This window comes from Intrasporangium calvum DSM 43043 (assembly GCF_000184685.1).
GTDB lineage: Bacteria > Actinomycetota > Actinomycetes > Actinomycetales > Dermatophilaceae > Intrasporangium > Intrasporangium calvum.
Genome location: NC_014830.1, coordinates 2167226 through 2185591 on the forward strand (window position 1 = coordinate 2167226; position 18366 = coordinate 2185591).

General features: G+C 71.2%; 18 protein-coding genes. 4 read left to right on the forward strand and 14 right to left on the reverse strand.

The window, feature by feature from the left end; translation table 11 throughout:
• Window positions 1-140: 140 nt before the first annotated feature.
• The 3 genes from acnA to INTCA_RS09795 form a co-directional block, all read right to left on the reverse strand.
• The gene (gene acnA, locus INTCA_RS09785) at window positions 141-2945 is read right to left on the reverse strand and encodes an aconitate hydratase AcnA (RefSeq protein WP_013492753.1); all 2805 of its coding nucleotides are present in this window, start codon (window positions 2943-2945) and stop codon (window positions 141-143) included.
• Window positions 2946-3142: 197 nt separating this feature from the next.
• A complete protein-coding gene (locus tag INTCA_RS09790; protein WP_013492754.1) occupies window positions 3143-4399 on the reverse strand; it encodes a class I SAM-dependent RNA methyltransferase in 1257 nt (418 codons plus the stop codon).
• Window positions 4396-6360: an APC family permease gene (locus tag INTCA_RS09795; protein WP_052338107.1), complete on the reverse strand. Its 1965-nt coding sequence runs from the start codon at window positions 6358-6360 to the stop codon at window positions 4396-4398. Before INTCA_RS09795 ends, INTCA_RS09790 begins: the two co-directional genes overlap by 4 nt.
• Before the next feature lie 137 nt (window positions 6361-6497).
• Between INTCA_RS09795 and INTCA_RS09800 the strand changes: the two genes are divergently transcribed.
• Window positions 6498-7160, forward strand: coding sequence for a potassium channel family protein (locus INTCA_RS09800; protein WP_013492756.1), 663 nt, complete (start codon window positions 6498-6500; stop codon window positions 7158-7160).
• 114 nt (window positions 7161-7274) lie between these two features.
• The gene (locus tag INTCA_RS09805) at window positions 7275-7964 is read left to right on the forward strand and encodes a potassium channel family protein (RefSeq protein WP_013492757.1); all 690 of its coding nucleotides are present in this window, start codon (window positions 7275-7277) and stop codon (window positions 7962-7964) included.
• Between the two features lie 13 nt (window positions 7965-7977).
• Here INTCA_RS09805 and INTCA_RS09810 read toward each other — a convergent pair whose 3' ends face one another.
• The 5 genes from INTCA_RS09810 to INTCA_RS09830 all read right to left on the reverse strand — a co-directional run bounded on the left by INTCA_RS09810 (window position 7978) and on the right by INTCA_RS09830 (window position 10933).
• The gene (locus tag INTCA_RS09810; protein WP_013492758.1) at window positions 7978-8712 is read right to left on the reverse strand and encodes a DUF3159 domain-containing protein; all 735 of its coding nucleotides are present in this window, start codon (window positions 8710-8712) and stop codon (window positions 7978-7980) included.
• A complete protein-coding gene (locus INTCA_RS09815) occupies window positions 8705-9106 on the reverse strand; it encodes an OB-fold nucleic acid binding domain-containing protein (RefSeq protein ID WP_013492759.1) in 402 nt (133 codons plus the stop codon). Before INTCA_RS09815 ends, INTCA_RS09810 begins: the two co-directional genes overlap by 8 nt.
• A gap of 31 nt (window positions 9107-9137) precedes the next feature.
• Complete coding sequence (locus INTCA_RS09820) at window positions 9138-9938, reverse strand: DUF3710 domain-containing protein (RefSeq protein ID WP_013492760.1); 801 nt, start codon at window positions 9936-9938, stop codon at window positions 9138-9140.
• Between the two features lie 138 nt (window positions 9939-10076).
• Complete coding sequence (gene dut, locus INTCA_RS09825; RefSeq protein WP_425311121.1) at window positions 10077-10592, reverse strand: dUTP diphosphatase; 516 nt, start codon at window positions 10590-10592, stop codon at window positions 10077-10079.
• A gap of 41 nt (window positions 10593-10633) precedes the next feature.
• Window positions 10634-10933: a DUF4193 domain-containing protein gene (locus INTCA_RS09830; protein ID WP_013492762.1), complete on the reverse strand. Its 300-nt coding sequence runs from the start codon at window positions 10931-10933 to the stop codon at window positions 10634-10636.
• Between the two features lie 351 nt (window positions 10934-11284).
• Here INTCA_RS09830 and INTCA_RS09835 point away from each other — a divergent pair, with 351 nt between their 5' ends.
• Window positions 11285-11470 carry a hypothetical protein gene (locus tag INTCA_RS09835; RefSeq protein ID WP_013492763.1) on the forward strand — a complete coding sequence of 62 codons (186 nt, stop codon included), beginning with the start codon at window positions 11285-11287 and terminating at the stop codon, window positions 11468-11470.
• Between the two features lie 64 nt (window positions 11471-11534).
• Here the strand turns inward: INTCA_RS09835 and INTCA_RS09840 are convergent, their stop codons facing one another.
• The 3 genes from INTCA_RS09840 to INTCA_RS19995 are packed head-to-tail and all read right to left on the reverse strand — an operon-like array spanning window position 11535 to window position 14136.
• Complete coding sequence (locus INTCA_RS09840) at window positions 11535-12398, reverse strand: inositol monophosphatase family protein (protein ID WP_013492764.1); 864 nt, start codon at window positions 12396-12398, stop codon at window positions 11535-11537.
• 4 nt (window positions 12399-12402) lie between these two features.
• Window positions 12403-13482 (reverse strand): ferrochelatase, encoded by a 1080-nt coding sequence (locus tag INTCA_RS19990; protein WP_013492765.1) that lies wholly within the window; start codon window positions 13480-13482, stop codon window positions 12403-12405.
• Between the two features lie 6 nt (window positions 13483-13488).
• A complete protein-coding gene (locus tag INTCA_RS19995; RefSeq protein WP_013492766.1) occupies window positions 13489-14136 on the reverse strand; it encodes a trimeric intracellular cation channel family protein in 648 nt (215 codons plus the stop codon).
• 119 nt (window positions 14137-14255) lie between these two features.
• On the opposite strand from INTCA_RS19995, the gene sepH reads away from it, so the two are divergent.
• A complete protein-coding gene (gene sepH / locus INTCA_RS18695; protein ID WP_013492767.1) occupies window positions 14256-15743 on the forward strand; it encodes a septation protein SepH in 1488 nt (495 codons plus the stop codon).
• A 35-nt stretch (window positions 15744-15778) separates the two neighbouring features.
• Here sepH and INTCA_RS09860 read toward each other — a convergent pair whose 3' ends face one another.
• Genes INTCA_RS09860 through INTCA_RS09870 form a run of 3 tightly spaced genes read right to left on the reverse strand, consistent with a single transcriptional unit; the run spans window position 15779 to window position 18299 of the window.
• Complete coding sequence (locus INTCA_RS09860) at window positions 15779-16471, reverse strand: thymidine kinase (protein WP_013492768.1); 693 nt, start codon at window positions 16469-16471, stop codon at window positions 15779-15781.
• Between the two features lie 11 nt (window positions 16472-16482).
• On the reverse strand, window positions 16483-17640 hold the full coding sequence (locus INTCA_RS09865) for an alkaline phosphatase family protein (RefSeq protein WP_013492769.1): 1158 nt from the start codon (window positions 17638-17640) through the stop codon (window positions 16483-16485).
• A 59-nt stretch (window positions 17641-17699) separates the two neighbouring features.
• The gene (locus tag INTCA_RS09870; RefSeq protein WP_013492770.1) at window positions 17700-18299 is read right to left on the reverse strand and encodes a DUF5998 family protein; all 600 of its coding nucleotides are present in this window, start codon (window positions 18297-18299) and stop codon (window positions 17700-17702) included.
• Window positions 18300-18366 lie beyond the last annotated feature (67 nt).

Here is an 18366-nt window from a genome sequence, read left to right on the forward strand (position 1 = left end):
AAGCGGGCGCTCCTACCTGGCGGCAAGGACCCGGCAGCACACCAACACCCGGCAGCACACGGCAACACACCCGGAAACCGAGCGCCTACCCCTGATGCTTCAGGGGCCGGCACTCGGTTTCCGGGTGTGTTGCGGGTGGGTCAGCTCGCGACGAGCGAGCGGAGCACGTACTGGAGGATGCCCCCGTTGCGGTAGTAGTCCGCCTCACCGGGCGTGTCGATGCGGACGACCGCGTCGAACTCCGTGGTCGTGCCGTCCTCGGCCGTGGCGACGACGTGAACCGTCTTCGGCGTCCGGCCCTCGTTGAGCTCGGTGATGCCGCTGAACGCGAAGGTCTCGGTTCCGGTCAGGCCGAGCGAGTCGGCGTTCTGACCCTGCGGGAACTGGAGCGGGATGACGCCCATGCCGATGAGGTTGGAGCGGTGGATCCGCTCGTAGCTCTCGGCGATGACCGCCTTGACGCCGAGCAGGCTGGTGCCCTTCGCCGCCCAGTCGCGCGAGGAGCCCGAGCCGTACTCCTTGCCCGCGAGGATGACGAGCGGTGTGCCGGCCGCGGCGTAGTTCTGGGCCGCGTCGTAGATGAAGGACTGCTCGCCGCCGCGCGTGAAGTCACGCGTGAAGCCGCCCTCGACGCCGTCGAGGAGCAGGTTCTTCAGCCGGATGTTGGCGAACGTCCCGCGGATCATCACCTCGTGGTTGCCACGCCGCGAGCCGTAGGAGTTGAAGTCCTTGCGCTCGATCCCGTGCTCCTGGAGGTACCGGCCAGCGGGGCTGTCGGCCTTGATGGAGCCGGCCGGGCTGATGTGGTCGGTCGTCACCGAGTCACCGAGCTTGGCGAGGACGCGCGCGCCCTCGATGTCGGCGACCGGAGCCGGCTCGGCCGCCATGCCGTCGAAGTACGGCGGCTTGCGGACGTAGGTGGACTCGCTGTCCCACTCGAAGGTGTCGCCCGCAGGCGTCGGCAGCGACTGCCAGCGCTCGTCACCCGCGAAGACGTCGGCGTAGTCCGCGGTGAACATCTCGGTGTTGATGCTCGTGGCGATGGTGCGCTCGACGTCCTCGGGCGAAGGCCAGATGTCCTTGAGGAAGACGTCGTTGCCCTCGCTGTCCTGACCGAGCGGCTCGGCCTCGAAGTCGAAGTCCATCGACCCGGCGAGCGCATAGGCGATGACGAGGGGCGGGCTCGCGAGGTAGTTCATCTTGACGTCAGGGTTGATCCGGCCCTCGAAGTTGCGGTTGCCCGAGAGCACCGCGGTCACCGCGAGGTCGTTCTCGTTGATGGCCGCGGAGATCTCCTCGTTGAGCGGTCCCGAGTTGCCGATGCAGGTCGTGCAGCCGTAGCCGACGAGGTGGAAGCCGAGCTTCTCCAGGTAGGGCCACATGCCGGCCTTGTCGTAGTAGCCCGTGACGACCTTGGAGCCCGGCGCCATCGACGTCTTGACCCACGGAGCCACCGCGAGGCCCTTCTCGACAGCGTTCTTGGCGAGCATGGCCGCCGCCATCATGACGGAAGGGTTGGACGTGTTGGTGCAGCTGGTGATCGAGGCGATCGACACGATGCCGTGGTCGATCTCGAACTCGCGGCCGTCGGCTTCCTTGACGAGCACCTTGCGGGAGGGTCGGCCGTCACCGTCGCCCTCGTCGGCCGGCTTGTCGCCACCGTTGAGGCCCTCGTCGGACCCCTGCGGGGTCGGGTCGCTCGCCGGGAAGCTCGTGGCGTGCCCGGGGTCGCCCTCGTGGTGCGACACGTAGGTGGGGAGCACCTTCCGGAAGGCGTCCTTGGCGTCGGTGAGGGCGATCCGGTCCTGCGGGCGCTTCGGCCCGGCGATCGAGGGCACGACGGTCGACAGGTCGAGCTCGAGGTACTCGCTGTAGCGCGCCTCGGGCTGGTCGGGGCCGGCGTTCAGCCAGAGGCCCTGCTCCTTGGCGTAGGCCTCGACGAGCGCCACCGACTCGGCGGAGCGGCCGGTGAGGCGCAGGTACTGGAGCGTGACGTCGTCGATCGGGAAGATCGCGCAGGTGGACCCGAACTCGGGGCTCATGTTGCCGATGGTGGCGCGGTTGGCCAGCGGCACCTGGGAGACACCCTCGCCGTAGAACTCGACGAACTTGCCGACGACGCCGTGCTGGCGCAGCATCTCGGTGATCGTGAGGACGACGTCGGTGGCCGTCGCCCCGGGCGGGATGGACCCGGAGAGCTTGAAGCCGACGACGCGAGGGATGAGCATCGACACGGGCTGGCCGAGCATGGCCGCCTCGGCCTCGATGCCGCCGACGCCCCAGCCGAGGACCCCGAGGCCGTTGACCATCGTCGTGTGCGAGTCGGTGCCGACGCAGGTGTCGGGGTAGGCCACCCGCTCACCATCGATGTCGCGGACCATGACGGTCCGGGCCAGGTGCTCGATGTTGACCTGGTGGACGATGCCGGTGCCCGGCGGGACGACCTTGAAGTCGTCGAAGGCGGTCTGGCCCCAGCGCAGGAACTGGTAGCGCTCGCGGTTGCGCTCGTACTCGATCTCGACGTTGCGCTCGAACGCGTCGGGGCGACCGAACACGTCGACGATCACCGAGTGGTCGATGACGAGCTCAGCGGGTGCGAGCGGGTTGATCTTGGCCGGGTCGCCGCCGAGGTCGGCGACGGCCTCGCGCATCGTGGCGAGGTCGACGACGCACGGCACGCCGGTGAAGTCCTGCATGATGACGCGGGCCGGGGTGAACTGGATCTCTGTGTCGGGCTGGGCGTTCGCGTCCCATCCGGCGAGCGCGCGGATGTGGTCGGCTGTGATGTTCGCGCCGTCCTCGGTGCGCAGCAGGTTCTCGAGGAGGACCTTGAGGCTGTACGGGAGGGTCTCGTGACCCTCGACCGAAGCCAGGCGGTAGACCTCGTAGGACTGGGCGCCCACCTCGAGGGTCCCCTTGGCCTTGAAGCTGTCAACACTGCCCACAGCGGGCTCCTTCCAGCAACTGAAGTTGGATGTCGTGCTCGTCAATTTATCTTGATATCAAGATATCTAACCACACGCCGCGACCATTGTCAGCCTGTGCCGTCCCCGTGCCAAGGGATGGACGCGGATGCCGCTGAGCTCGCTCCCAGCCCCTCGCGACGGCGTTTGACGTGGTCGACCCCCGCACCGGGTGACGCTCAGGGGCCGGGCTCGAGCACGGCGATGCACTCGACGTGATGGGTCATCGGGAAGGCGTCCCACGCCTCCACGTGCGCCAGCCGGTAGCCGTGTGCACCGGCCGCCTGGACGTCGCGGGCGAGCGCCGCAGGATCGCACGCGACGTAGACGACACGCCGGGGCTGCAGCGCTGCGAGGTCGGCCATCACTGCCGGTCCGGCACCGGTGCGGGGCGGGTCGAGGACGACGAGGTCGGCGCTGATGCCCTGGGCCACGAGGGAGGCGAGCTCGCGCTCGACCCGGTTGGTCCGCCACTCGACGTTCTCGAGATGCTCGGTGTTGAGCGCGCCGTTCGCCACCGCGGCCCGGTCACCCTCCACGCCGAGGACGAAGCCATCCGGCGCGACGAGCTCCCCGAGCCGCATGGTGAACAGCCCTGAGCCGGCGTACAGGTCGATCACCCGGTCACCCGGCGCGGGCTCCAGGAGCGAGACGACTCGCGAGAGGAAGGTCGAGGCGGCACCGGGGTGCACCTGCCAGAAGCCGCGAGCGGCGACGACGTACTCCCCCGCCCATTCCCCGTCGACGACGCGCTCGCCGACGAGGCCCCCGCCGGCGTCGAGGCCCTTGGCCAGTGGGAGCGGGACGAGCACCGGCTCCTCGGGATGTGCCGCGTCCACCACGTCGACCGCGGTGCAGCCTGACCAGTCCGTGTCCAGGACGCCGGATCCGACCACACCCCGCGTCGCGATGAGGCAGTCGTCGACGGGGACGATGTGGCGCGACCGGTGACCCCGCAGTCCGGCCCGCCCCGAGCGGTTCACGGCGAACTCGACGCGGGTGCGCCAGCGCAGGCCGTCCTCGTCGCCCGGCACCGGCTGGACCTCCGGGTCCACGTCGAGGCCGGCTAGCCGGGCCAGCTGCTCACGGACCACGGCCGCCTTGAGCTCGCGCTGGTACGGCAGGGTGGCGTGCTGGAAGTCGCAGCCGCCGCAGACTCGCGCCGCGGCATAGGGGCAGGGTGGCACCACGCGGTGCGGCGAGGCGGTGAGGACCTCGACGGCGTCAGCGCGCACGAACCGGTCCCCGATCCGGCCCTCGGTCACCCGTGCGACGACCCTTTCCCCCGGCAGGGCATGGCGCACGAAGATGACCTGCCCCTCGTGCCGGGCGACGCAGTGGCCGCCGTGGGCGACGGGTCCGACGTCGACGGTCCACTCGACCCCGGCCAGGCTCGGCCGGCCCGCCGGACGCTCGCGTGGGCGACGAGCGTTCACACGCCGCCGCCGCGGACGGAACCTGGGATGGGCGGCTCGTCGATCCACTCGCGCTCGGCGCCCTCGGCCGAGACGAGCTGCCAGGGCACGCTGACCACCATGACGCCGGGGGTGAAGAGCAGGCGGGCCTTGAGGCGCAGCGCGCTGTGGTTGTGCAGCAGCTGCTCCCACCAGTGGCCCACGACGTACTCGGGCAGGTAGACGGTCACGACGTCGCGAGGGTTGCCGCTGCGGATCGACCGCACGTAGTCGAGGATGGGCCGGGTGATCTGGCGGTACGGCGAGGAGAGGACCTTGAGGGTGACCGGGATCTCGCGCCGCTCCCACTCGGCGATGAGCGCCTTCGTGTCGTCGGGGTCGACGTCCACCGTGATGGCCTCGAGCACCGAGGGCCGGCTCGCTCGGGCGTAGGCGAGGGCGCGCATCGTCGGCTTGTGCACCTTGGAGATGCAGACGATCGCGTGCACGTGGCTGGGCAGCACCGGCTTGTCGGTCTCCCAGTCGATGGCCAGCTCGCGGCTCACCCGGCCGTAGTGGCGCTTGATCGCGAGCATCAGCAGGAAGAGGACGCCCATGGCCAGGATCGCATAGCGCGCCCCGTGCTGGAACTTTGTCACCAGGACGACGAGGAGGACGATGCCGGACATCGTCGCACCGACCGCGTTGATGACCCGGGACCGCTGCATGCGACGCCGAGCCGCACCGTCACGCTCGAGGCGCAGGTGCCGGGTCCAGTGGCGCACCATGCCCGTCTGGCTCACGGTGAACGACACGAAGACCCCGACGATGTACAGCTGCAGGAGCGCGTTGACGTTCGCGCGGAACGCGAAGACGAGGAAGGCGGCGCCCGCGGAGAGGATGAGGATGCCGTTGGAGAACGCGAGCCGGTCCCCCCGGGTGTGCAGCTGGCGCGGGAGGTATCCGTCCTTGGCCAGGATCGACCCGAGGACCGGGAAGCCGTTGAACGCGGTGTTCGCCGCGAGGAAGAGGATCAGCCCGGTGACGATGGACACGAAGACGACGCCCACCGGGAAGTCCGAGAAGACCGCCTCGGACAGCTGACCGATCGCCGTCAGCTGGTGGTACTCCTCCCCCACCGGCCGACCGTCGCGCACGAGCTGCGTCGCTGGGTCCTCGGCGATCTTGACCCCGGTCCACTGGCTCAGGGTGACGATCGAGACCATCATGGTGATGGACAGGGTGCCCATGAGCAGCAGCGTCGTGGCGGCGTTGCGGCTCTTCGGCGGGCGGAAGGCCGGCACCCCGTTGGAGATCGCCTCGACGCCGGTCAGCGCGGCACATCCGGACGAGAAGGCGCGCAGGAGGAGGAAGGCCGCCGCGATCCCGGTGACCCCGTCCACCCCGCCTTCCGGCAGGAGGGTCAGGTCGGCGCTCTGCGCGGACGACAGCGTCCCGGTGAAGTGCTGGTAGAAGCCGTAGGCCGCCATGCCGAGGATGCCCACCATGAACAGGTACGTCGGGATGGCGAACGCCGTCCCGGACTCACGGACGCCGCGCAGGTTGATCGCGGTGAGGAAGGCGATCATCACGACCCCGAAGACGACCTCGTTGCCCCGGACGAAGGGCAGGACCGTCCCGGCGTTCTGCACGCCGGAGGACACGGACACGGCGACCGTGAGGACGTAGTCGACAAGCAGGGCGCTCGCCACGGTGAGGCCGGCCTTGGGCCCGAGGTTGACGTTGGCGACCTCGTAGTCGCCGCCCCCGGAGGGGTAGGCGTGGACGTTTTGCCGGTAGGAGGCCACGACGATGGCCATGACGGCGATGACGGCGAGAGTCACCTGCCAGCTGTGCGTCACGGCGAAGGCGCCGCCGGCAAGGCCGAGCATGAGCATGATCTCGTCCGGGGCGTACGCGACGGACGACAGGGCGTCACTCGCGAAGACGGGCAGCGCGATGCGCTTGGGGAGCAGCGTGTCCCCGAGCTTGTCGCTGCGCATCGCGCGGCCGATGAGGACGCGCTTGAGGAGCGAACCGGTTCCTGGCACGGAGGACACTGTATGCCGCCCGACACTCCCGTGCGGCCAGCTCCGCAGCGGCAGGCGGGCTGCGTGTGGCTGGGTGTACCGTCGCGAGCGTGCACTTCGTCATCATGGGCTGCGGCCGAGTGGGCTCGACCCTGGCCCGAATGCTGAGCTCCCACGGCCACGACGTCGCGATCATCGACGCAGACGCCTCCGCGTTCCGGCGGCTCGGCACCTCGTTCGAGGGGCAGACCGTCACGGGGATGGGGTTCGACCGGGACACCCTCATCGCAGCCGGGATCAAGGGGGCCTACGCCTTCGCTGCGGTGAGTAGCGGCGACAACTCCAACATCCTCGCGGCGCGGGTCGCCCGCGAGACCTTCGGGGTGGAGCACGTCGCGGCGCGCATCTACGACCCGCAGCGGGCGGCCGTCTACCAGCGGCTCGGCATCCCCACGGTGGCGACGGTCAAGTGGACCGCCGACCAGATGATCCAGCGGCTGCTCCCTTCCGGGGCCATGCCCGAGCTGACCGACCCGAGCGGCAAGATCGTCATCGCCGAGGTCCCCCTGGCCGAGCAGTGGATCGGCCACCCCCTCGCGGACGTCGAGGCCCGGACCGGCGCCCGCGTGGCGTATGTGACCCGCCTCGGCCAGGGCGAGCTGCCGCGCCCCGACATGGTCGTCCAGCAGGGCGACCTCGTCCACCTGGCCCTGATGCGCGACGACCTCGCCCGGGTCGAGCGCCTCTGTGACCTCCCCCCGATGGTCCACTGACGACCGTCCCCTCCGTCGGGCACCACCGGTCGGAGGAGTTCGCTGAGCATCCGCTGCCCTCGAGCACCCGACCGACGTAGGTTGGTGCAGAGACCCGTCCACAGGAGAGAACAGATGCGCGTCGTCATCGCAGGAGCAGGTAGCGTCGGCCGTTCGATCGCCCGTGAGCTGCTGGCCAACGGCCACCAGATCCTGCTCATCGACAAGGACGCCGACGACGTCCAGGCGTCGCGGGTGCCCGAGGCCTCCTGGCTGCTGGCCGACGCCTGCGAGCTGAGCGCGCTCGAGGAGGCTCGGCTCGAGGACTCCGACGTCGTCGTGGCAGCGACGGGGGACGACAAGGCCAACCTCGTCCTGTCCCTGCTCGCCAAGACCGAGTTCGGCGTGCCGCGCACCGTGGCCCGGGTCAACAACCCCAAGAACGAGTGGATGTTCGACGAGTCCTGGGGCGTCGACGTCGCGGTGTCGACCCCACGCCTGATGACCGCTCTGATCGAGGAGGCCGTGAGCATCGGCGACCTCGTGCGCATCTTCGAGTTCCAGCAGGGGCGGGCGTCGATGGTGGAGATCACGCTCCCCGAGGGCAGCCCCTTCGCCGGTCAACGGGTGGGTGACATCGCCTGGCCGACCGACACGGTCCTCGTGGCGATCATCCGCGACGAGCGCCCCATCGCTCCGACCCGGGATGACGCGATGGAGGTCGGCGATGAGCTGCTCTTCATCACCACGGCGGAGCAGGAGCGACAGCTGCAGCAGCTCGTGGCTCCCGGCTCGCGGCCGAGAGACGTCACGGCGGACCGGTGACCCCAGCCCTCGTTCAGCGCCGCGGGCTCGGGCGGCCGCCGGTCCGAGTCGGGTCGATCGGGGTGTGTCCGCGCACGAGGATGGCGCCCATGGCGGTCACGGCGAGGATGTAGGCCGGCCAGCCGAGCACCACCTTGGCCACGCCGAGCGCGGCGACCTGCTCCGCCAGGTAGAGCGGGACCATGATGGCGAGCCGGACGACGTTGAGCGCGATGAGCACCCAGGCGAGGCGAAGGGCCACGGTGACGATGCCCGGGTGCTTGTGCCACCAGGTCGGGTCCTCCGCGAAGGCCTCCGGCTCGGCCACGGCGACGATGAAGCCGAAGAGGGGCCACCGGAACAGGTTGGTCACGAGCAGCACCACCAGGAGGCCGGCGTTCTGGAGCATCCCCGGCAGGAAGGCGTCCTCCGCCTGGCCGGAGCGCAGGGCGAAGAACGCGGAGATCCCGACGCCGACGGCCGCGTAGGCAATGAACCGCGGGTCCTGGCGCTGCAGGAGTCGCACGACGAGGAGCACCACGACACAGGCGCCGGCCGCGAGCAGAGACTGCTTGAGATCTCGGAGCGCCACCCAGGTGATGGCGAAGACGAGAGTCGGCACCGCGGACTCGAGCGCGCCTCGCCACCCGCCGATCGCCTCGGACAGCTTGTCGCGCAGCAGCTCCTCAACGGTCACATAGTGGCGCAGGTCCACCTCGGACCGTGCGACACCGGTGTCCGTCGACGCATCGTCCACGTGCTCAGCCATGCGGTCCCCTCGATGTGCCGATGACCTCGTAGGCCGGGTTGAAGATGGTCCGGGTGCCGCGCTGGACGGTGACCCGGCCGGTGGCGCGCAGATGCGCTCCGGCGGAGATGCCCGGGATGCTCCGACGACCCAACCAGACCAGGTGCAGGGCGTCGGCTCCGTCCCACAGCTCGAGGTCGAGGGTGGGCACGTCGGCGTGGGGTCGCAGCGCGATGATGCGCACCTCGCCCTCGACGGTGACGCGCTGCCTGGGGCGGGCCCGGGCGATGGGGACGACACCGGGCTCGGCGGGCTCGGCGGGCTCGCGGTCCGCCTCGACCCGTTCCGGGCCGGTCTCGTCCCGCCGGCGTCGCAGGCCGAACCGACGCAGGCGGCTTCCGGCTGGTGAGGTCATGGTCGGGACCGGCGAGGACGGCTGGGGGCCGTCACCGCACCTCGGTGATCTCGGGGCCGCGTTCGAACGGCTTGAGGTCGGCCACCGTCCCGGGCCCGGCGGGTGCCTGCACCTCGTTCTCGGCGGTCTCCGCCTTGGACTCGGGCAGCCGCAGTGGAAGCAGCTCCCGCGGGGGACGCGCCTCATCGCCGCGGTCGATGACCGCGGTCCGGATGACGTCGTGGACGGCGGCGGCCGCCGCTCCGTCGATGGCGGCTCGGCCGCTGACGACTGCGCGCAGGAACCAGCGCGGCCCGTCGAAGCCGACGAAACGGGCCGGCATGAAGACCGTCCGCCCGTCAGCGCCCTGCTGCGGCATGCGGGTGAGCAGCTCCTCGCCGAACTCTCCGGTGCGGACCTCGGCGGTCCCGCCCGCGTCGGTGATGCTCTTGGCGATCTCGTTGCGGATGTCGATCCACACCCCTTCCGTCCGGGGTGCGGCGAAGGCCTGGAGCTGGACCGCGGACTCCCCCAGGACCGCGGTGACCCCCGTGATCTGCTGCTCGCGCTCGTTCACCTCGAGCCGCAGCTCGAGGCCCGGCTGGCCCTTGACCCAGATTGCGCCGAGGTTGAGGTACTCGCTGTCGTCGGAGATGGCGGACCGGTCGAGCGGACCCGTCGTCCCGTCGACCGCCACCGGGCTCTCGAGGGCCACGTCGCCGTCGCCGTCGTGATCCTCGGGAACGCCGTCGTCGAAGGAGTCGTCGGCGGCGCTCGTCTCGAGCGCCTCGTCCGGGCCGTATCCGTCACCCGGTCCGGCGTTGGCCGTCTTGCGGCGGCTGAAGAGTCCCACGTGAATCCGTCCTTCTGTCACAGCTGTCGGCGGGCCGTGCGGCCGCTGGTCGGCCGCCCGCTGCTCGCGAGACGAGCCGGGTGCGGCGACCGACGACGTGAGCCACGGATCGGCCCCGATGAATCTTGTCAGGTCCGGTCAGTCGACCGGGGGTGGGACTGGCCCGAAACCTCCGGTCGACCCGTGTCCAGTGTCCCCCCGGACCGTGTCATCGAGCGAATCGACGGCGACGAACGAGGCGCGCGCCACCGCTTGCACGATGAGCTGGGCGATCCGGTCCCCCCGGTGGACCTCGAAGGCGTCGGTCCGGTCGAGGTTGACCAGGTTGACGAGGATCTCCCCCCGGTAGCCCTCGTCGATGGTGCCGGGGGCGTTGACGATGGAGATGCCGTGGCGGGCCGCCAACCCGGACCGTGGATGGACGAAGCCGGCGTGGCCGGGCGGCAGTGCGATGGCCACGCCGGTCGGGACGAGGACCCGCTCCCCCGGTGCGATCGTCACGTCGACCCGGGACACGAGGTCGGCGCCGGCGTCGCCGGGATGGGCGTAGCCCGGCAAGGGCACTTCGGGGTCGAGCCGGCGAACGGCGACGACGGGGCCGGGCGGGGCGTCACCGTCGCCGGAGGGCGGCAGGCAAGCACAAGGGTCGGTCACGTGGACCGACCCTATCTGCTCGAGCTGCCAGTGGCCCCGCGTCAGGCGGCACACTCCGTGCAGATCATCATGCCGTTCGTCTCCTTGGCGAGCTGGCTGCGGTGGTGGACGAGGAAGCAGCGCGAACACGTGAACTCGTCGGCCTGCTTCGGCAGGACCCGGACGGAGAGCTCCTCGCCGGACAGGTCCGCGCCCGGGAGCTCGAAGCCCTCGGCCTGCTCGGTCTCGTCGACGTCCACGCTGGACGAGCTCTTGTCCACGCGACGCGACTTGAGCTCCTCGATGGAGTCCTCGCTCAGGTCGTCGTCGGTCTTTCGTGGCGCGTCGTAGTCAGTTGCCATCTGTGCCCTCTCACTGCTGCTCATGCTCCGCCCCAGTGCCGGAGACCCACCCGCATGTCGTGACGCGAGAACGTCCCTGCGCTCCCACTTGTTCCCGCTTCGTCGGTATCGACGTGAACGCTGCCAAAACATGCCGCGTGCGCGGATTGTGCCTCATCCGGGGGCCGCTGTCACTTCGTTTCGCGAAGAGGCATGCCGGGCCCGCCGAAACCCGGCCCACACCTACCGTTTCCGGACGAATCCTTCACCGTCTCTTTGCCCAACGTGTACCTGGACCGGTGCAGGCTGGTGGCCCGACGTCGCGGTAGGGTCTGCGGACCCGACCGACCTTCCACCGGCCAGGAGGTGCCCATGACCGAATTCGTGGACCAGATCCGCGTCCGGGTGCTCGATGCACTCGATGACCTCGCCCACGCCCGTGCTGCGGGCGACGACTACCGCATCCAGATCCACACCGGGGAGCTGGAGTCCTTCGCGCGTCTGGCCGCCGCCAACGACCTCCGGGTCCCCGAGCTCGAGCCGTTCCGGGCCGCCTGACCCAGGCGCAACCCACCCCGAAGGGGCCGTATGCCGCTGAGCCAGCTCAGCGGCATACGGCCCCTCAGTGCGTGGCGGGGTCGAAGAGCGCCCTGACGGGCTCGACGAGCGCGGGGCCGGCGGCGACGGTGAGCGCCTTGCCCGGCGGGCCCGCGCGGCCGACGACCACGCCGCCGGCCTCCTCGACGATGACCCAGCCCGCCGCGAGGTCCCACGCGTTGATCCCTGACTCGGCATACGCGTCGACCGAGCCCTCCGCGACCCGGACGAGGTCGAGCGCGGCGCTGCCGATCCGACGGATGTCGCGCACCCGGGGCAGGACGGCGCGCAGCACCTCTGCCTGCCGAGCGCGCACCTCCGGGTCGTAGCCGAAGCCGGTCGCGAGGAGCGCACGGCCGAGGCGGTCCTGCGTCGACACGCTGAGCCGCCGACCCTCGGCACCGGGGGCCGACTCGCGGCTGGTCCACGCGCCCCCTCCCCGGCGGGCATGGTGCACCACGGAGAGGGACGGGTCAGCGACCGCTCCCGCGACCGGGCGCCACTGCCCCTCGCTCCGGGCGTCCCCGGTGACGACGGCCACCGACACCGCGTAAGCCGGGATGTCGTAGAGGTAGTTCACCGTGCCGTCGATCGGGTCGATGACCCACGTCAGCCCGGAGGTACCCGTGACGTCGACGCCCTCCTCACCCAGGATGCCGTCCTCCGGCCGCGCCTCCCGGATCAGCCGGTGGAGCAGCTCCTCGGAGCGCTGGTCCATGACCGTGACGATGTCCGTGTCCGTGCTCTTCGTCGCGGCCACCCCGACGTGCCGGGGTCGCTCGTCGCGGATGAGCCGACCGGAGGCCAGCGCCAGCTCGACACAGAGCCGCTCCAGCTCCTCGAGGCGGGCGGTCGAGAGCTCACCGGCGTCGAACCTGTCGGGGGCCACAGCGTCAGTCCTCGCCGCAGAGGGCCGGCTTGGGGGCGCGGAGGTTGGGACAGCATCCCGAGGCACAGACCGAGGGCATCCGGCCCTCGAAGTCGGGGACCTGCTCACCGCGCGCCTCCGCCGCTCGCTCCGCGACCGCGTCGACGAGATCGGCGACGAAGGCCGGGTCGGTGCCGGGTGTCGCCGCGCGGACGAAGCGCAGGCCCAGCTCGCGCGCGGTGGCTGCAGCCTCGGTGTCGAGGTCGTAGGCGACCTCCATGTGGTCGGAGACGAACCCGATCGGGGCCGCGACGACGGCGCTGCGCCCCTCCGCGGCCAGCTCCCGCAGGCGGTCGTTGACGTCCGGCTCGAGCCAGGGCTGCTGGGGCGGCCCCGAGCGGGAGCAGAACACCAGCTCCCCCACGAGGCTGCGTCCGAGCGCCGCGTTGGCCTCCTCGGTGAGGGCCGAGGCGAGGGCGAGGTGCTGGCGCTGGTAGAGGTGACCGTCGCCGTCCCCCGGACCCGACGTCTCGTCCATTGCTGCCGGCACCGAGTGGGTGACGAAGAGCAGGGCCACCTCCTCGTCCGGCGTCCCGTCGAGCGTGCGCAGGGCCTCGACGAGCCGGCCGGCGTTCGCGCTCTGAAAGCCCGGACGGGGCGCGTAGGGGGCGATCTTGTCGACCCTGACCTCGCGACCCTCGTCCCGCAGCTCGTCGACGGCCGCGGCGAGGTCCTCGCGGTACTGGCGGCACGAGGAGTACGACGAGTAGGCGCTCGTCGTCACCGCGACCAGTCGGCGCAGGCCCGCGTCATGGGCCTCACGGAGCGTGTCCGCGAGGAAGGGAGCACTGTTGCGGTTGCCCCAGATGACCGGCACGGACTCGCCGCGGGAGTCGAGCTCGGTGCGAAGGGCGGCGATGAGCGCGCGGTTCTGGTCGTTGATCGGGCTCCGGCCCCCGAAGAGGAAGTAGTGCTGGCCGACCTGCTCCAGCCGCTCGTCGGGGATCCCGCGCCCCGCCGTCACCCGGCGGAGGAACGGCACCACCTCCTCCGGTGCCTCTGGGCCGCCGAAGCTGAGCAGGAGGATGGCGTCATATGGCTGCATACCTGATCACTTTCCTGTGGGTTTGCCCGTGGTGCGAAGTGGTTTCGGGGCGTTGAGGTCGAGCCGGACCGCGATGATCCGCAGGCCGAAGACGATCATGACGGCACCCCAGAGAACCCAGTCGCTGAGGGCACCGAGCTCGCCGGCCACGACGACGATGACCGCCCCGATCGCCGCGGGCACCGCGTAGAGCTCGCGGCGCAGCACCTCGGGAACCTGGCCGGCCAGGAGGTCGCGGATGACGCCGCCGCCCACCGCCGTCGTCACGCCGATGAGGACGGACGCGACGGGGGTGACGCCGAAGGACACCGCCTTGAGGCTGCCGGAGACCGCGAAGGCCGCCAGCCCCATCGCGTCGAGAGCGCGCACCAACCTCGAGATGCGCTCGACGCCGGGGTGGTAGACGAAGGTGACCAGGCCGCCGAGCGCGGCGGGGGTGAGCAGCCGCCAGTCGCTGATCCCGACCGGCGGGACATCCCCGATGAGCACGTCGCGGAGGATCCCGCCGCCCAGCGCGGCGGCGACAGCCAGGACGAGGACGCCGAAGAGGTCGAAACCCTTCTTCACTGCGACCAGCCCGCCGGACAGTGCGAACACGAAGACGCCCACGAGGTCGAGGGCGAGCTGGGCGGCGTGGAACGACGGGGTCGGCATGGCAAGGCAAACGCTACCCGCGCGGCGTGGTCGCTTTGGACGCATGCGCAGCAGTGGCATGCTCGACACGCAGGCGGCCGGACGACCTCCGGCCGACGACCGACCGGGAGACCCCACGCATGCAGGACCTCAGGCTCATCGGCGTCCATGAGGACGGAGTCCACCTGCTGCTCGCCGACGACGAGGGAAACCGCTTTCGGATCCCCCTTGACGACTCGCTGCGGGCCGCCGTCCGACGGGACCGCCCGAGGCTCGGGCAGCTGCAGCTGGAGATCGAGGGTGGGCTGCGACCCAAGGACGTCCAGGGGATGATCCGGGCCGGCCTGACAGCCGAGGAGGTCGCCGAGCGGGCCGGGTGGACCGTCGAGAAGGTCCACCGCTACGAGGTGCCCATCCTCGCCGAGCGGGTGCACGTCGCCGGCCTCGCCAGACAGGTGCGCCTGCGTGGCCGAGCGGCGCCGGGCGGCGCCTCGACCCTGGGTGCCCGGGTCGCCGAGAGGCTCCGGTCGCGAGAGCTCGACCCCGATGCCACCCGCTGGGACTCGCGCCGCACCGAGCGGGGCGTCTGGACCGTCGTGGTCCTCTTCAACGCGGGGGGCCGCCAGCGAGAGGCGGCCTGGGACTTCGACCCGCTTTCCCGCACGGTCATCGCCCGCGACGACGAGGCCCGGTGGCTGAGCGAGGATGAGGACACCCAGGGCCCCGGCCCGATCCCCGCGCCCCACCTCGCCGCTCTGGCGGGGTCCCGGCACGTCTACGACGTCGAGGCCGAGGGCGGCATCTCACCGCGTCCACGGGGCACCTCCCCCAGGTCGGCGGAGCCGGTCGACCTGATGGAGGCCATCCGCGAACGCAGCGCCCAGCGGGTCCGGCACCGCAAGGGCCGTGGCGCCGACGTGCCCGGCATCGATGCCGCACCGGAGGACGCGCTCCCGATCGAAGACCTCGCCCGCCCCCCTTCCGCCGACGACCTTCCGCCGCCGGCGCACGGACACCCGGCCGATGACCCCCGAGCGGTGCGGGCGACGGCGGTGCAAGAGTCGCAGTCAGAGTCGCAGTCAGGGTCGCAGCCGGACGTGGAACCGGCGGCGGGCGCGGTCTCGAGGCCGGCGAACCGGCGTCGTCGCCGGACCGCGGAACGCCACCCCGGCGACTCAGGGCCCGAGGCCGCCGAGGGAGACGCCCGCACGGGACGCAGCCCCTCCCCCGAGCGCCGCAAGCCATCCGCCGCAGACCGGGCGGCCGAGACTCAGCCGCTGCCCCAGTCCGACCGCCCCGTGCGGGCCCCGAAGCCGTCTCCCGACGAGGACACTCACGCGGGGGCCCCTGCACGACGGACCGCCGAGGAGGAGCCGGGACGGACCCGCCAGCGGTCCCTCCACGAGGTCCCGGAAGTGCGTGCGGTCCACGAGGTCAACGACGACCTCGAGCCGGCTGACCGGCACCCTGACGAGCACCCTGATGACCCACCGGCCGACGAGGTGACCGAGTCGCAGCACCAGCGGACAGCCGTGGCTTCGCAGCCACGGCGGCCCTCGACCCGCAAGTCGGGTCGCCCGAGCGTCCCCAGCTGGGACGACATCATGTTCGGCCGCAAAGGAGACTGACGCACCGGCCCGGTCGGGCTGCTCTCGCCGGTCGGCTAGTCAGACTGGGTGATGGGCCGCGGGGGGAGCGCACAGACGTCCAGGTCGAACGGCAGCACCTCCGGCGAGAGGGCGGCAGACCGAGCCGCCTGAGCGGTCATGCGGCGCATGTAGTGACGGCGACAGAGCACCTCGTACTCGACCGCTCCCTGACGGCCGGACTGGGTGTCACCGACGACGACCTGCTCGCCCTCGACGACCATGGCCCCGTCGACGACCCGAGCGTTCGTGGTCCCCCGACGGCCACACCAGCACAGCGCCTCGACCTGGAGGGCCTGGACGCGGTCCGCGAGCTCCAGCAGACGCTTGCTCCCAGGAAAGAGCTCGGTGCGGAAGTCTGCAGTGATCCCGAAGGCGAAGACGTCGATGTCCATCTCGTCCACGACTCGGGCCAGCTGCTCGACCTGGGCAGCGGAGTAGAACTGCGCCTCGTCGCACACGAGGTAGTCGACGCGGCGTCCGGCCGTGGCGCACTGGACGACCGCGTCCCAGAGGTCGAGGTCGTCCGAGACCTCCAGCGCCCGTCTCGAGAGGCCGAGCCGGGACGAGAGGACGTTGCTGCCGGCGCGGTCCATCTTCGTGAAGATGAGCCCGACCCGACCACGCGCCGAGTGGTTGTGGTCCATCTGGAGCGCGAGAGTGGACTTGCCGCAGTCCATGGTGCCGGAGAAGAAGACGAGCTCAGCCACGAACGCCCACCCTAGACGCCCCGAGGCGGCACGACGATCACCGGCACGGCCAGCTCCGCGTCGGTCGTGGAGCCGTGCAGGCCGAGGAGCCGGACGATTTCGGCTCGCATCAGCCCGCTGTGGACGACGGCGGAGGAGCCGTCCATGACCGCGACGACATCTCCGATCCGGCCCGTGACCCGGCTCTCCACGGGGCCGAACCACCCTTCCTCGACCATCCGTTCGCGCGTCATGATGCTGGCTCGGTCACCGACGCGGTCGCGCCACGTCTGCGCGACGTCCCCGGCGGCGCCGTCGAGGGTGTAGAGCTGGAGGCAGCGCGGCTCGCCGCCGAGGTGTCGGACCCCGGCCATGAGGTCGGGCTCGTTCACCAGGTCGATGCGGTTCTCGTGGGGGATGTCGACCATCCCGTGGTCGGCGGTGATGACGACCAGGGTGTCGTCGGGGACGCGTCGGGCCAGGGAGGAGAGGGCCCGGTCGACGGACTCGACCTCCTCACCCCATTGCCAGGACTGCGACCCGTGGACGTGCCCCACCTTGTCGACGTCCCCCCAGTACAGGTAGACGAGGCCCCGCGGCGTCGCGCGGACTGCGGCGACCGTGGCGTCCACCCGCTCGTCGAGGGTGCGCCCCGGGGCGAAGCCGGCCCCGCGGAGGGCAGCGGTGGTGAGCCCCGATCCCTCGAAGTAGTGCGGCCCCACCATGGTGACCTCGACCCCGGCGTTGACCGCGGCCTCGAAGACGGTCTCGTGAGGCTGCCAGAGCCGCGGGTCCGGGCCGTCCTCCCAGGAGAGCTCGTTGACGAGACGATCCGCGTCCGGGTCGAGCACCTGCATGCCGACGAGACCGTGCGCACCCGGGGGCAGCCCCGTGCCGAAGCTGCCCATGGAGGTCGCCGTGGTGGTGGGAAAACCACATGGCACACGGTGAGCCGTGGCCAGGTGCCGGCGCAGGAAGGGCGCGTGCCCGCTGCGTTGTCGCAGCAGGTCGTGGCCGAGGCCGTCGACGAGGACGACGACGACGCGGCGCGCTTCCGGAAGGCCGAAGACGTCCGCTCCGGCATGTCTCCGGACGCCGAGACGGTCGGCGACCGACGGGAGGACCGACGCGAGCGTCCCCTGCGACCAGTCGAGGGGGGCCCGCGGGTGGGACTCGGGCGGCTCTGCCACTCTGCCGCCTGTCGCGTCCGGGGACTCGTCGGGCGACGGCAACCCGGTCGACGCGGCGCTCACGCCCCGACGGCCCCGCCGATGGTGCGGGACAGGTGGCGGGCGAAGCCCAGCGCATGGGCGACCGCAGCCTCACCGTCGGCCGCCGCGCTGATCCGGAGCGAGATGTCGTCCGAGGCGACGGTCCCCTCGAAGCCGTGGTCTGCCGTGCAGTCCGGGTCGCCGCACTGCGCGGGGAGCAGGTCGAGGCGGCTCACGGCGCCCCACCCGAGCGTCAGGGTGATGTCCCTGGCGGGACTGGCCTGCACGAACGACTCGGGGGCGGTCACGACATGGGTCACCATGACGCCGCGAACCGCGTCGAGCGGCACCGTCTCGGTCGTGGCCGTGGCCGTGGGCGGCGCGCCCGGCTCGGCGTGGTCGTCGGCGTGCGCGATGACGAGCCGACGCCCGGTGACGACGAGGACCGTCACGTGGCGACGCACCGTGTCCTGGTCGAAGGTGGTCTCCTGGTGGACCAGGTGGGACACGACCTCCTCACCTGCCAGCGCCGACTCGACGACGTCGCAGACGAGCTCCGGGTAGTAGCCGGCTCGGGTGATCGCCGCCGTCAGGTCCTCTGGGAGGGCCCGCTCGGCATCCTGGGTAACGCGTCGCATGGGTCACATCCTCCCACCCGCGGCGACCGCTCCCGCCACGTCGTCCCCGTCCCCTCTTCGTCCCCTC